This is a genomic window from Lysobacter sp. BMK333-48F3 (genome assembly GCF_019733395.1).
In the GTDB taxonomy this organism is placed as follows: Bacteria; Pseudomonadota; Gammaproteobacteria; order Xanthomonadales; family Xanthomonadaceae; genus Lysobacter.
In genome coordinates this window covers 72,356-85,422 of the sequence record NZ_JAIHOO010000001.1, presented here as the reverse complement: position 1 = coordinate 85,422, position 13,067 = coordinate 72,356, and the positions used below count along the sequence as shown (strand labels likewise).

10 protein-coding genes are annotated in these 13,067 nt (G+C 71.3%); 7 read left to right on the top strand and 3 right to left on the bottom strand.

The genetic code is table 11. From position 1 onward, the window contains the following. Positions 1-40 precede the first annotated feature (40 nt). On the top strand, positions 41-757 hold the full coding sequence (locus tag K4L06_RS00135; RefSeq protein ID WP_221669456.1) for an alpha/beta fold hydrolase: 717 nt from the start codon (positions 41-43) through the stop codon (positions 755-757). A 102-nt stretch (positions 758-859) separates the two neighbouring features. Then, complete coding sequence (locus K4L06_RS00130) at positions 860-1,519, top strand: hypothetical protein (RefSeq protein ID WP_221669455.1); 660 nt, start codon at positions 860-862, stop codon at positions 1,517-1,519. Positions 1,520-1,714: 195 nt separating this feature from the next. Here K4L06_RS00130 and K4L06_RS00125 read toward each other — a convergent pair whose 3' ends face one another. Continuing rightward, a complete protein-coding gene (locus tag K4L06_RS00125; RefSeq protein WP_221669454.1) occupies positions 1,715-2,596 on the bottom strand; it encodes a PhzF family phenazine biosynthesis protein in 882 nt (293 codons plus the stop codon). A 322-nt stretch (positions 2,597-2,918) separates the two neighbouring features. On the opposite strand from K4L06_RS00125, the gene K4L06_RS00120 reads away from it, so the two are divergent. The 4 genes from K4L06_RS00120 (at position 2,919) to K4L06_RS00105 (ending at position 9,338) form a co-directional block, all read left to right on the top strand. After that, the gene (locus K4L06_RS00120) at positions 2,919-5,516 is read left to right on the top strand and encodes a bifunctional aspartate kinase/diaminopimelate decarboxylase (protein ID WP_343225707.1); all 2,598 of its coding nucleotides are present in this window, start codon (positions 2,919-2,921) and stop codon (positions 5,514-5,516) included. An 84-nt stretch (positions 5,517-5,600) separates the two neighbouring features. Beyond that, a complete protein-coding gene (gene murL, locus K4L06_RS00115; RefSeq protein WP_221673468.1) occupies positions 5,601-6,932 on the top strand; it encodes a UDP-N-acetyl-alpha-D-muramoyl-L-alanyl-L-glutamate epimerase in 1,332 nt (443 codons plus the stop codon). Continuing rightward, positions 6,913-8,304 (top strand): UDP-N-acetylmuramoyl-L-alanine--D-glutamate ligase, encoded by a 1,392-nt coding sequence (gene murD / locus K4L06_RS00110; protein ID WP_221669452.1) that lies wholly within the window; start codon positions 6,913-6,915, stop codon positions 8,302-8,304. Before murL ends, murD begins: the two co-directional genes overlap by 20 nt. Positions 8,305-8,540: 236 nt before the next feature. Continuing rightward, the gene (locus K4L06_RS00105) at positions 8,541-9,338 is read left to right on the top strand and encodes a dienelactone hydrolase family protein (protein WP_221669451.1); all 798 of its coding nucleotides are present in this window, start codon (positions 8,541-8,543) and stop codon (positions 9,336-9,338) included. Between the two features lie 919 nt (positions 9,339-10,257). Here the strand turns inward: K4L06_RS00105 and K4L06_RS00100 are convergent. Beyond that, entirely contained in the window at positions 10,258-11,256 is a 999-nt protein-coding gene (locus K4L06_RS00100; protein WP_221669450.1) for a polyprenyl synthetase family protein, read from the bottom strand. A 320-nt stretch (positions 11,257-11,576) separates the two neighbouring features. On the opposite strand from K4L06_RS00100, the gene ssb reads away from it, so the two are divergent. After that, the gene (gene ssb, locus K4L06_RS00095; RefSeq protein ID WP_221669449.1) at positions 11,577-12,152 is read left to right on the top strand and encodes a single-stranded DNA-binding protein; all 576 of its coding nucleotides are present in this window, start codon (positions 11,577-11,579) and stop codon (positions 12,150-12,152) included. A gap of 97 nt (positions 12,153-12,249) precedes the next feature. On the opposite strand, the gene aqpZ is transcribed toward ssb, so the two are convergent. Then, positions 12,250-12,957, bottom strand: coding sequence for an aquaporin Z (gene aqpZ, locus K4L06_RS00090; RefSeq protein ID WP_221669448.1), 708 nt, complete (start codon positions 12,955-12,957; stop codon positions 12,250-12,252). Between the last annotated feature and the right edge of the window lie 110 nt (positions 12,958-13,067).

Genomic DNA, 13,067 nt, shown 5'->3' with positions numbered 1-13,067 from the left:
GCCGTTGGGCCGAGCCGCAACAGGCGGCGACAATGGCGCCATGCCGCCGACCGTTCCGCACTCGCCGCCACGCCACGTCCCGCTGACCCACGTCCTGCTGATCCATGGCGCGGGCGGCGGCGGCTGGGAATGGAACCTGTGGGCGCCGGTCCTCCAGGCGCGCGGCTTCGCCGTCGCCGCGCCGGACCTGCAGCCGGCGCCGGCCGGGCTGGAGGGCACCGGATGGGCCGACTACCTGGGCCAGGTGCGCGCGGCCCTGGACGCCTTGCCGCGGCCGCGCGCGGTGGTCGGCGCCAGCCTCGGCGGCCTGCTGGCCTGGGCCGCGGCCGAGCGCGCCGATGCCGCGGTGCTGGTGAACCCGCTGCCGCCGGCGCCGTGGGCGCGGCGGTTGCCGGCGCGCGACTGGCCGGAGCGGGTGGCCTGGCATGGCCAGGCGCGGCTGTCCTCGACCCGGCGCGCGCTGGGCGAAGCCGACGAAGCCGCGGCGCTGTATGCCTTCCGCCATTGGCGCGACGAATCCGGCGCGGTGCTGCGCGCCGCCCACGCCGGCATCGAGGCGCCGGCGCCGGCCTGCCCGGTGCTGTGCCTGAGTTCGAGCGCCGACGAGGATCTGCCGCCGGCGCTGTCGGCCGAGTTCGCCGCTGCGGTCGGGGCACTGCATCGGACCGTGGCCTCGGCCGAGCACGTCGGCCCCTTGCTCGGCCGCGGCGCCGCCGCGATCGCGACCGAAGTCGCAGACTGGCTAACGGCGAGGTAAATATCGCCGTCGCCAGGCTCCGGCGGGCGCTCGCATTCAGCCGGTGTTGACCGCCCGGGCCCGACGATCCACAGCGCGCCCTGTCGGCGCCTGGGAGTCCACATGAACCGCTCGCTCGTCACCGTCCTGGGCCTGGCCTTGGCCGCCGCCACCGGCGTCGCCTCGGCGCAGTCGTACGGCTATTCCGACAACAACAACGGCTACAACGCCGGCTACGCTTCGCAGGTCGATTACGCGCGGGTGATCCGGGTCGATCCGGTGTTCGACAACTACCGCTCGCAGCCGGCCAGCGGCACGCGTTGCTACGAGCGCCCGACCTATGTCGAGGGCGATTCCTACTACGGCGACGACTACACCCGCCGCGACGAGTACTACGACCCCTACGGCAACCAGCGCCGCAGCGCCGGCACCGAGGGCGGACGCACCGCCGCGACCGTGGTCGGCGGCATCGTCGGCGCGGTGCTCGGCAGCAAGGTCGGCGGCGGCAGCGCGCGCTACGCGACGTCGGCGATCGGCTCGATGGTCGGCGGCATGGCCGGCCGCAGCATCTACGAGCAGAGCAAGCGCACCCAGGCGCCGCGCACCGGCTCGGTGCGGGTCTGCGATCCGGAGCCGGCCGGCGGCAATTACTACTCCGGCGGCGAGCGTTCGGTCAGCGCCTACGACGTGACCTACGAATACGCCGGCAAGACCTACCACACCCGCACCAACCATCACCCCGGCGACCGCATGCGGGTGCGGGTGGACGTGCGTCCGGACTGAACCTGCGGACCGGGGCGGCGCGCGGAACGGGGGCGCCGCCCACCCCGGCAGCGATGCCGGGCCGGTGGAACGCCGGGACCGCGAGGTTCCGGCGTTTCTATTCGTAGCGTTCTATTCGTAGCGTCTCTATTCGTAGCGTTTCTATTTGTAACTTTGGCGCGCGCCGCGGGCCTGGCGTCGAGGCCCGCGCGCCGCTCAGCGCCAGTCGATGTGGCCGCGCACCACGTTGCTGACCCGGCCGCCGGACCAGACTTCGCCGTCGCCGTCCACGCGCAATTGCAGGCGCGCGTCGAAGCCGACTTCGCGGCCCTGGCTGACCGTGTAGCGGCCGTCGCGGCCGGGCAGGGCGCCGTTGTGGTTGAGCCAGGCGGCGAGGGTGGCGTTGGCGGCACCGGAGGCGGCGTCCTCGAACTGCGCCGGGGCGCCGACGAAGGCGCGCACCACCAGGTCGTAGTCGCGGCCGGCGTCGGCGCGGGCGAAGGCGCACAGGCCCATGCTCTCGGTGGCTTCGGCCAGGCGGCCGATCGCGGTCCAGTCCGGGGTCGCGGCGCGCAGCGCGGCCTCGTCGCGCAGTTCGGCCAGCCACCAGCGGCGGCCGCCGTCCATCAGCGCCGGCGGCAGCGCGCCCAGCGGCAGCTCGCGCAAGGTGTCGGCCAGGCGCGGATCGGCCGCGTCGGCGACTTCGACCACCCGCGCGCGCGGCGTGCGCACCGCGATCGTGCGGGCGTCGCCGTCGCCGTTCACCGCCAGCGGCAGCAGGCCGGCCACGCCTTCCTGGACCAGGCGGCCGTCGACCGGCGCGGCCAGTCCGGCCTCCAGCACCACGCAGGCGGTGCCGACGCTGGGATGGCCGGCGAACGGCACTTCGCGGCGCGGGCTGAACATGCGGATGCGGTAGCTGGCGCCCGGCTGGGTCGGCGGGAACACGAAGGTGGTCTCGGGCAGGCGGGTCCAGCGGGCGATGGCCTGCATGTCGCGGTCGTCCAGGCCCTCGGCGTCGAGGACCACGGCCAGCGGGTTGCCGGCGCCGGGCCGGTCGGCGAACACGTCCAGTTGCAGATAGCGGCGTTGCGTCATTTCGAAAGGGGATCCGTAGGGCCCGTGCAGGTGGCGGTACACAGGGGGTGTGCGAAAGGCGGGGCCTGGGGAAAAAACAGCGTCGGTGAGGGCGGGGCGGCGCTCGGGAGCGGGCAGGTTTGGACTAGAATCGTCGCTTCGTGCCCGGGCCCCCGGGCGAGCGCGTGATTCTAAGGGCGCTCGCCGACGGGTGCACGCCCGGCGCGCACGAGCGGCAAGTGTGCAATCCCGTCGCGGCCATCGATGGCCCGCGGCGGGCGGATCGACCTGCCCCGGCGCGTGCCGGGCCCGAATCAGTGGAACGACAACCGAGGAAACAGTGGTGGCGCAACAGACAGGCTGGGTGGTGCTCAAGTTCGGCGGTACTTCGGTATCTCGCCGCAACCGTTGGGACACGATCGGACGCCTGGCCTCGAAACGCTTGCACGAGGACGGCCGCCGGGTCTTGGTGGTGGTCTCGGCGCTGTCGGGCGTCACCAACGAGCTGCAGGCGATCGCCTACGCTCCGGTCGGCAGCGACGAGGGCCTGGCGGCGCGTTTCGCCGGCCTGGTCGAGCGCCATCGCAGCTTCTGCGCCGAACTCGACCTGGATCCGGACGCGGTGCTCGGCGAGCGCCTGACGAAACTGGTTGCGCTGGAAACCGATCCGCGCGCGGCCGGCCGCGCGCTGGACTGGCAGGCCGAAGTGCTGGGACAGGGCGAGCTGCTGTCGTCGACCCTGGGCGCGGCCTACCTGCGCTCGCAGGGCCACGATTTCGGCTGGAGCGACGCGCGCGACTGGCTGGATGCGGTGTCGCTGCCGAACGCCAGCGAGTGGGCGCAGCGGTTGTCGGTGAACTGCCGGCACCAGGCCGAGCCCGGTTTCGTCGAGCGCTTCAGCGCCCAGCCGACCGCGATGCTGATCACCCAGGGCTTCATCGCCCGCCACGGCGACGGCGGCACCGCGATCCTCGGCCGCGGCGGTTCGGACACGTCGGCGGCGTATTTCGGCGCCCTGCTCAAGGCGCAGCGGGTCGAGATCTGGACCGACGTGCCGGGCATGTTCAGCGCCAACCCGCGCGAAGTGCCGGAAGCGCGCCTGCTGGCGCGCCTGGACTACGCCGAAGCGCAGGAAATCGCCACCACCGGCGCCAAGGTGCTGCACCCGCGTTCGATCGCGCCGTGCCGCGACGCCGGCGTGCCGATGGCGATCCTCGACACCGAACGCTTCGACCTGCCGGGCACCCGCATCGACGCCAGCGCGGCGACGGTGCCGGGGGTCAAGGCGATCAGCCGCCGCAACGGCATCGTCCTGGTGTCGATGGAAAGCATCGGCATGTGGCAGCAGGTCGGCTTCCTCGCCGACGTGTTCGAGCGCTTCAAGCGCCACGGCCTGTCGATCGACCTGATCGGCTCGTCGGAAACCAACGTCACCGTCTCGCTCGACCCGAGCGAGAACCTGGTCAACAGCAACGTGCTCGAAGCGCTGTCGGCCGACCTGGCCGAGGTCTGCCGGGTCAAGGTGATCGCGCCCTGCGCGGCGATCACCCTGGTCGGCCGCGGCATGCGTTCGCTGCTGCACCGGCTGTCCGACATCTGGGCCGCGTTCGGCCGCGAGCGCGTGCACCTGATCTCGCAGTCGTCGAACGACCTCAATCTGACCTTCGTCATCGACGAAGCCGACGCCGACGGCCTGCTGCCGCATCTGCACCACGAACTGATCCGCGGCGGCGCCATGCCGGTGCGCGACGACAGCGTGTTCGGGCCGAGCTGGGGCGAGATCGCGCACGGCAAGCCGCAGCGCGCGCCGGCCTGGTGGCAGGGCAAGCGCGAGCGGCTGCTGGCGCTGGCCCAGGCCGGCACGCCGCGCTACGTCTACGACCTGGCCACGGTGCGCGAACGCGCGCGTTCGCTGATCGGCACCGAGTCGATCGACCGCTGCTTCTACGCGATGAAGGCCAATTCGCATCCGGCGGTGCTCAAGGCCATCGTCGGCGAGGGCTTCGGCCTGGAGTGCGTGTCGCTGGCCGAGATCGAGCGCGTGTTCGAGGCGTTGCCGCACATGGCGCCCGAGCGGGTGCTGTTCACCCCCAGCTTCGCGCCGCGGCGCGAGTACGAAGAGGCCTTGCGGCGAGGGGTGATCGTCACCCTGGACAACATCGAGGCCCTGCAGCGCTGGCCGGAGACCTTCCGCGGCCGCACCCTGTGGCTGCGCCTGGACCTGGGCCACGGCGAGGGCCATCACGAGAAGGTCCGCACCGGCGGCGTCGCGGCCAAGTTCGGCCTGCCGCTGGCGCGCTTCGACGCCTTCGTCGAGGAGGCGCGCAAGCTCGGCGTGCGGATCAGCGGCCTGCACGCGCACCTGGGCAGCGGCATCGACGACCCGCAGCACTGGCGCGGCGTCTACGCCAGCCTGGCCGGGCTGGCCGACAGCGTCGGCACCGTCGAGACCATCGACATCGGCGGCGGCCTGCCGGTCGCCTACACCCCGGAAGCGCCGCAGTTCGACCTCGGCCAGTGGCGCGCCGGTCTGGCCGAGATCAAGGCCGCGTACCCGCGCTACGGCCTGATCGTCGAGCCGGGCCGCTACCTGGTCGCCGAAAGCGGCGTGCTGCTGCTGCACGCGACCCAGGTGGTGGAGAAGGACGGCGTGCGCCGGGTCGGCTGCGACGCCGGCATGAACGCGCTGATGCGGCCGGCGATGTACGAGGCCTACCACGGCATCCACAACCTCAGCCGCTACGACGACGCCGACACCGCGACCTTCGACGTGGTCGGCCCGGTGTGCGAGAGCAGCGACGTGCTCGGCCGCGCCCGGTTGTTGCCGGCGGCGACCGCCGAGGGCGACACGATCCTGGTCGCCGACGCCGGCGCCTACGGCATGGCGATGGCCAACACCTACAACCTGCGCGCGCTGCCGGTCGAGGAGGTCGTCGAATGACCTCCAGGCCGAAGAAAAAACCGCAGCGCGCGTCCGATACGATTCGAGAGTGAACCCGTGAGCGATCAATTCCAACGCGACGCCGTGCGCGCCTTCCGTTTCGTCCGCTGCGGCCTGGACGCGGCCACCGGCGTGGCCGAACTGGTCTACGCCTTCGACGACGGCGCGGAGCTGGTCGAAACCATCACCGTCCCCGGCGCGCCCTTCGTCCTCGACGATGCGCGCCGCACGGCGGTGGAGCGCATGCTGCGCCTGCTGCACCTGATCGCCGGCGTGAGCTACTACAAGGCGGCGGTGCCGCCGGAGATCCGCATCGACGGCTACGCCATCGACTCGGACACCGCGCAATTGCTGGAGCTGATCTACGTCAACGGCTTGGGCGAGTTCGCCTACCGCAACGGCCTGGACCTGCACGGCAAGATCCGCTTCCCGGTCGGCGCCGACGCGCAGCCGCAGGCGCCGGCGCTGGGCCTGCGCGAGCACGCCCTGGTCGCGATCGGCGGCGGCAAGGATTCGCTGGTCAGCATCGAAGCCCTGCGCCGGCTCGGCGTCGAGCAGACCGTGACCTGGGTCGGCGGCTCGCAGCTGATCGCCGCCTGCGCCCAGCGCACCGAACTGCCGACCCTCAATCTCGGCCGCGCGCTGGCGCCGCAGCTGTTCGAACTCAACCGCCAGGGCGCCTACAACGGCCATATCCCGGTCACCGTGGTGAACTCGGCGATCATGGCCCTGGCCGCGCTGCTGCACGGCGCCGACCAGGTGGTGTTCTCCAACGAGCGCTCGGCCAGCTACGGCAGCCTGATCGAGGGCACCGGCGAAGTGAACCACCAGTGGTCCAAGGGCTGGGCCTGCGAGCAGGCCTTCGGCGACTACCTGCAGCGCCACGTCGCCGCGGACCTGCGCTATTACTCGCTGCTGCGCCCGCTCAGCGAACTCGCGGTGGCGCGCCAGTTCGCCCGCAGCGACCGCTACGACGCCCATTTCAGCAGCTGCAACCGCAACTTCCACATCCTCGGCGAGCGTCCGGCCAGCCGCTGGTGCGGCGTGTGCCCGAAATGCCACTTCGTGTTCCTGGCGCTGGCGCCGTTCATGACCAAGCCGCGCCTGGTCGGCATCTTCGGCCGCAATCTGCTCGACGACCCGGCCCAGACCGGCGGCTACGACGCGCTGCTCGAGTACCGCGACCACAAGCCGTTCGAATGCGTCGGCGAAGGCCGCGAGTCGCGCGCGGCGATGGCCGCGCTGAGCGAGCAGGCGCAGTGGCGCGAGGACGCCCTGGTCGAGCGCTTCGCGCGCGAGATCCGGCCGCAGTTGCAGGACGAGGATCTGAGCATCGAGTCGCTGCTGGCGCTCGACGTCCAGCACCGCATCCCGGCCGCGCTGTGGGAACGCCTGCGTGCGCATTTCGCAGCTTGACGGCCGCCGGGTCGCGCTGTGGGGCTGGGGGCGCGAAGGCCGTGCCGCCTACCAGGCGATCCGCTCGCGTCTGCCGCGGCTGGCGCTGACCCTGTTCTGCAGCGTCGAGGAAGCCGCCGAAGCGCGCGGCCTCGGCGACCCGCTGCTGGCGATCGAGACCGCCGCCAGCGCCGAGCGCCTGGCGGCGTTCGAGTACGTGATCAAGTCGCCGGGGATCAGCCCGTATCGCGCCGAGGCCCAGGCCGCGGCCGAACAGGGCACGCGCTTTCTCGGCGGCACCGCGCTGTGGTTCGGCGAGCATCCGGACCTGCGCACGGTCTGCGTGACCGGCACCAAGGGCAAGAGCACCACCACCTCGCTGCTGGCGCACCTGCTGCGCGCCGGCGGCCACCGAACCGCGCTGGCCGGCAACATCGGTCTGCCGCTGCTGGAGGCGCTGGACCCGCAGCCGATGCCCGAGTTCTGGGCGATCGAGCTGTCCAGCTACCAGACCGGCGACGTCGGCGTCAGCGGCGCCCGGCCGGAGGTCGCGGTGGCCTTGAACCTGTACCCCGAACACCTGGACTGGCACGGTTCGCAGGCGCGCTACGTCGAGGACAAGCTGCGCCTGCTGACCGAAGGCAAGCCGCGCATCGCCGTGCTCAACGCCAACGACGCGGTGCTGGCCGGGTTGCATCTGCCCGACAGCGAAGTGCGCTGGTTCGGCGATGAGCGCGGCTGGCACCTGCGCGGCGACGCGCTGTGGCGCGGCGAGCGCGAAATCATGGACACCGCCGGCCTGCCGCTGCCGGGCCGGCACAACCGCGGCAACCTGTGCGCGGTGCTGACCGCGATCGAGGCGCTGGGCCTGGACGCCGCGCCGTTGGCGCCGGCGGCGGCGAGCTTCCGTCCGCTGCCGAACCGGCTGCAGCCGATCGGGCGCAAGGACGGCATCGATTACGTCAACGATTCGATCAGCACCACCCCGCACGCCACCCTGGCCGCGCTCGACGTCTATGCCGGCCGCCGCATCGCGGTGCTGGTCGGCGGCCACGACCGCGGCCTGGACTGGCAGGCTTTCGCCGACGCGATGCGCCGGCAGGCGCCGGTGGCGATCGTGACCATGGGCCAGAACGGCCCGCGCATCCACCAACTGCTGGCGCCGATCGCGGCCCAGTCCGACGTTCGCCTGTCGGCGGCGCGCGACCTGGGCGAGGCGATGCAGCAAGCCCGCGCCGCGCTCGGTGTCGAGGGCGGGGTGATCCTGCTGTCGCCGGGCGCGCCCAGCTACGGCCCGTACAAGGACTACGTCGCACGCGGCCGCCACTTCGCCGAACTGGCCGGGTTCGACCCGGAAGCGATCAGCGCGATCGCGGGGCTGGGAATCGCCTGAACCAAGCAACGGGCAGGAAGCTGCCCGGCTCTGGCCCGCGTCCCGGCCCGTGCGCCCGATCCGCGGAGCAGTGGCGAGTCATGCATCGGTCCGAGAGCGAACACGGCGACGGACGACCGCGCCAGTCCGCCGCGCCGGCGGCCCTTGTTTCCATGGCTCGTTCCCGCTCCAAAACCATCACAGCGTCCGTCCGCCAAACGCGATAGTCTCGCGATCCCAACCGCCGGAGCTCCGCCATGCGCCGTCTCGCCGCTGCTGTGTCGCTACTGCTGTGCGCCTCGCCCGCGTTCGCGGCGATCAAGACCCAGCCGGTGGAATGGAGCGTCGGCGAGGAGCGCTTTCGCGGGACGCTGGTCTACGACGACGTCAACGCGATCAAGCGGCCCGGCCTGGTAATGGTGCCGAACTGGATGGGCGTGACCGACCATGCCACCCGCCTGGCCGGCGAGATCGCCGGCGACGACTACGTGGTCCTGATCGCCGACGTGTACGGCCAGGACGTACGGCCCAAGGACAAGACCGAGGCCAAGGCGGCGGTCGGCAAGGTCTATAGCGACGGCGGCACCACCCTGCGCAAGCGCGTCGCCGCGGCGGTCGCGGCCCTGGAAGGCCAGGCCAAGACCGCGCCGCTGGACGCGCAGCGGATCGGCGCGCTGGGCTTCTGCTTCGGCGGCTCGGCGGTGCTGGAACTGGCGCGCACCGGCGCCAACCTGGCCGGCGCGGTCAGCTTCCATGGAGGCTTGAAATCGCATCTGCCCGGCAACGGAGTCAAGGTGAACACCCCGGTGCTGGTGCTCAACGGCGCTGCCGACAAGTCGGTGCCGCAGGCCGACATCGTCGCCTTCGAGCAGGAAATGAACGAGGCCGGCGCCGACTGGCAGTTGGTCAACTACGGCGGCGCGGTGCACTGCTTCTCGCAGATCGAAGACGCGGCCAACCCGGCCGGCGACAACTGCCGCTACGACGAACGCGCCGCCAAGCGTTCCTTCGCCGCCATGCGCGCCTTCTTCGGCGAGCGTTTCGGCAAGCGCTGAGCCGCTCGGCGCCGCTCCGTCCCCAAAGGGTAGGAGCGGCGCGAGCCGCGACCGCGAAGCCACACCCTCGCGGCGCAGCCGCCTGCAACGCCTGTGGGAGCGGCGCGAGCCGCGACCGCGAAGCCTCACCCTCGCGGCGCAGCCGCCTGCAACGCCTGTAGGAGCGGCGTAAGCCGCGACAACCGCAGCGGTGCAATACCACGCCGGTTTCCGAAGCCGATCTCACGTTCGGCGATCTGCGCGACGAACGGGTATCCGGGTTTTTGTGCGCCCGCTTGCGTGCACCGCTTCTGTGGTCGCGGCTTACGCCGCTCCTACAAGGGCGGCGCATCGATTCCTGTAGGAGCGGCGTGAGCCGCGACAGCCGCAGCGGTGCAATACCACGCCGGTTTCCGAAGCCGATCTCACGCTCGGTGATCTGCACGACGAACGGGTATTCGGGCTTTTTGTCAGTCCGCTTGCGTGCACCGCTTCTGTGGTCGCGGCTTACGCCGCTCCTACAGGAATCGATGCGCCGCCCTTGTAGGAGCGGCGTAAGCCGCGACCACAGAAGCGGTGCACGCAAGCGGACTGACAAAAAGCCCGAATACCCGTTCGCGGTGCAGAGCGCCGAGCGCGAACTCGGCTTCGGAAACCGGCGTGGTATCGCACCGCTGCGGTTGTCGCGGCTTACGCCGCTCCTACAAGAAGCGATGCGCCGCCCTTGTAGGAGCGGCGTGAGCCGCGACCACAGAAGCGGTGCACGCAAGCGGGCGCACAAAAACCCGGATACCCGTTCGTCGCGCAGATCGCCGAACGTGAGATCGGCTTCGGAAACCGGCGTGGTATCGCACCGCTGCGGCTGTCTCGGCTCATGACCGCAGGAAATCCCCGTGGGACGCCGCTCCTACAGGAATCGATGCGCAGCAGTCTGCGCCGATCAGTGATCCCGGCTCACCGCGTACCGCGCCAGGCCGCGCAGCGCCGCGGTGTAGTCGTTGTCCTCGATCGCGTCCAGCGCCGCCTCGGCGGCATCGGCGTAATCGCGGGCGCGCTTGCGGCTGTAGTCCAGGCCGCCGGTGGCGTGGATCGCGGCCAGCACCTCGGGCATGGCGTCGGTGTCGCCGTGCTCGACCGCGGCGCGCAGGCGCGCGCGGGTGGCGTCGTCGCTGTGGGCGATGGCGTGGATCAGCGGCAGGGTGGCCTTGCCCTCGGCCAGGTCGTCGCCGAGGTTCTTGCCCAGGGTCTGCGCGTCCGAGGCGTAGTCGAGCACGTCGTCGGCGATCTGGAAGGCATAGCCCAGGGCCAGGCCGTAGTCGTGCAGGCGCTGCTGGACGCTCGGCGGGGCGCCGGCCAGGACCGCGCCCAGGCGGGTCGCGGCGGCGAACAGCACCGCGGTCTTGCGCTCGATCACCCGCAGGTAGGCGGTCTCGTCGGTGTCCGGGTTGCGCACGTGCAGCAGCTGCAGCACCTCGCCCTCGGCGATCTGGTTGGTGGTGTCGGCGAGGATCTTCATCACCTCCAGCCGGTCCAGTTCGACCATCAGCTGGAAACTGCGCGAATACAGGAAGTCGCCGACCAGCACGCTGGCGGCGTTGCCCCATACGGCGTTGGCGGTCTTGCGCCCGCGGCGCAGGTCGGACTCGTCGACCACGTCGTCGTGGAGCAGGGTCGCGGTATGGATGAATTCGACCACCGCGGCCAGCTGGTGGGCGTCGGGGCCGCGGTGGTTCAGCGCGCCGGCCGCCAGCAGCAACAGCATCGGCCGCAGGCGCTTGCCGCCGGCGCCGACGATGTACTCGGCGACCTGGTTGATCAGCACCACATCGGAAGCCAGGCGGCGCCGGATCAGCGCATCGACCGCGGCCATGTCGTCGCGGGCCAGGGATTGGATGCTCGCCAGGTCGGCGGCGGACAAGGTCGTGGCGCTGGAGGGCATGGGCAGGTCGGCTCGTAGGAAACGAAATTATAAGGGTTGCGTCACGTTTGACAGGCCGGTTGCGGCAAAGTGCGGCAGCGGTCCGTTCGCAGGGCCGGGCCGGTCCCGCCCTGGTCTGCCGATCGGGGTCCGGGCGGGCCTCCGTTGGGGGCCGGGCGGGTGCCGTGCCGGTCCCGGACGCTGGCCGGGCCCCCGCGGCAAGCCCCGACGGCGGTTTCGGACCTGTCCTACCCCCGGGCGCGGCGGCCGCCGGTGGACTGGGCCGCGGCTATAATCCATCGTCTAGCCGTACCCACGGCACCTAGAAGGACACGCAATCCATGGCACGCGGCATCAACAAGGTCATCCTGGTCGGCAACCTCGGCAACGATCCTGAGACCAAATACACCCAGGGCGGCATGGCCGTGACCACGATCAGCCTGGCGACGACCAGCGTCCGCAAGGATCGCGACGGCAACAACCAGGAACGCACCGAATGGCACCGGGTCAAGCTGTTCGGCAAGCTCGGCGAGATCGCCGGCGAGTATCTGCGCAAGGGCCGCCAGGTCTACATCGAAGGCTCGATCCGCTACGACAAGTTCACCGGCCAGGACGGAGTCGAGAAGTACTTCACCGACATCATCGCCGATGAGATGCAGATGCTCGGCGGCGGCGAAGGCGGTGGCGGCGGTGGCGGCCGTTCCGAAGGCGGCGGTCGCGGCGAGTTCCGCGGCGGCGGCGGTGGTGGCGGTGGCGGCGGCGACCGCCCGGCGCGCCAGTACGGCGGCGGTGGTGGTGGTGGTGGTGGTGGCGGCTACGGCGGCGGCCGTCAGGAATCCGCTCCGCGCCGCGAAGCGCCCCCGGCCAAGTCGAACGACTTCGGCGACGATTTCGCCGACGACGATATTCCGTTCTAAAGCCCGGCCAGCCGGGTCTTCGGAACAAAACAAAGCCCTCCGCATGGAGGGCTTTTTGTTGGCCGCCATCGGCCGCGCCGGCGGCGTGGCCCGGGCCTCAGGCCGGATCGGCGGACCGGTTTTCCGCGCCCAGATAGCGCCACAACCCGCCGGCCAGAACCGCGCCCAGCGAGGGCGCGAGCCAGAACAGCCACAGCTGCGACAGGGCCCAGCCGCCGACCAGCAAGGCCGGGCCGGTGCTGCGGGCCGGATTGACCGAGGTGTTGGTGACCGGAATGCTGACCAGGTGGATCAGGGTCAGGGCCAGGCCGATCGCGATCGGGGCGAAGCCGGCCGGCGCGCGCGCCGAGGTGGCGCCGAGGATGATCAGCAGGAACATCGCCGTCATCGCCGTCTCGCACACCAGCGCCGCGAGCATCGAATAGCCGCCCGGCGAACGTTCCGCATAACCGTTCGACGCCAGTCCGTTGGCCAGCTCGAAGCCGACCTTGCCGCTGGCGATCAGGTACAGCAGCGCCGCGCCGGCGACGGCGCCGAGCAGCTGCGCCAGTACGTACAGCGGCGCCTGTCTGGCCGGGAAGCGTCCGGCGACCGTCAGGCCGACGGTGACCGCCGGGTTGAAGTGGGCGCCGGAGATCGGGCCCAGCGCGTAGGCGGCGGTGAGCACGCTCAAGCCGAACGCCAGCGACACGCCGAGCAGGCCGATGCCCACGTCGGGAAAGCCCAGCGCCAGCACCGCGCTGCCGCAGCCGCCGAGCACCAGCCACATCGTGCCCACGCCTTCCGCCAACAGTTTCCTCAACATGCGCCTGGAGTCCTTTGTGCTTGCGCCGGCGAACCGTTCGCCGCGTCCGTCGGCCGCGCCTGCGGCGACGGCCGGTTCGATCATGCCAGCATCGCCGGCGGCCTCGCGAG

Coding starts and splice junctions, on each gene's coding strand:
- K4L06_RS00135 (WP_221669456.1), top strand. CDS start 41: ATGCCGCCGACCGTTCCGCACTCGCCGCCACGCCACGTCCCGCTGACC.
- K4L06_RS00130 (WP_221669455.1), top strand. CDS start 860: ATGAACCGCTCGCTCGTCACCGTCCTGGGCCTGGCCTTGGCCGCCGCC.
- K4L06_RS00125 (WP_221669454.1), bottom strand. CDS start 2,596: ATGACGCAACGCCGCTATCTGCAACTGGACGTGTTCGCCGACCGGCCC.
- K4L06_RS00105 (WP_221669451.1), top strand. CDS start 8,541: ATGCGCCGTCTCGCCGCTGCTGTGTCGCTACTGCTGTGCGCCTCGCCC.
- K4L06_RS00100 (WP_221669450.1), bottom strand. CDS start 11,256: ATGCCCTCCAGCGCCACGACCTTGTCCGCCGCCGACCTGGCGAGCATC.
- ssb (WP_221669449.1), top strand. CDS start 11,577: ATGGCACGCGGCATCAACAAGGTCATCCTGGTCGGCAACCTCGGCAAC.
- aqpZ (WP_221669448.1), bottom strand. CDS start 12,957: ATGTTGAGGAAACTGTTGGCGGAAGGCGTGGGCACGATGTGGCTGGTG.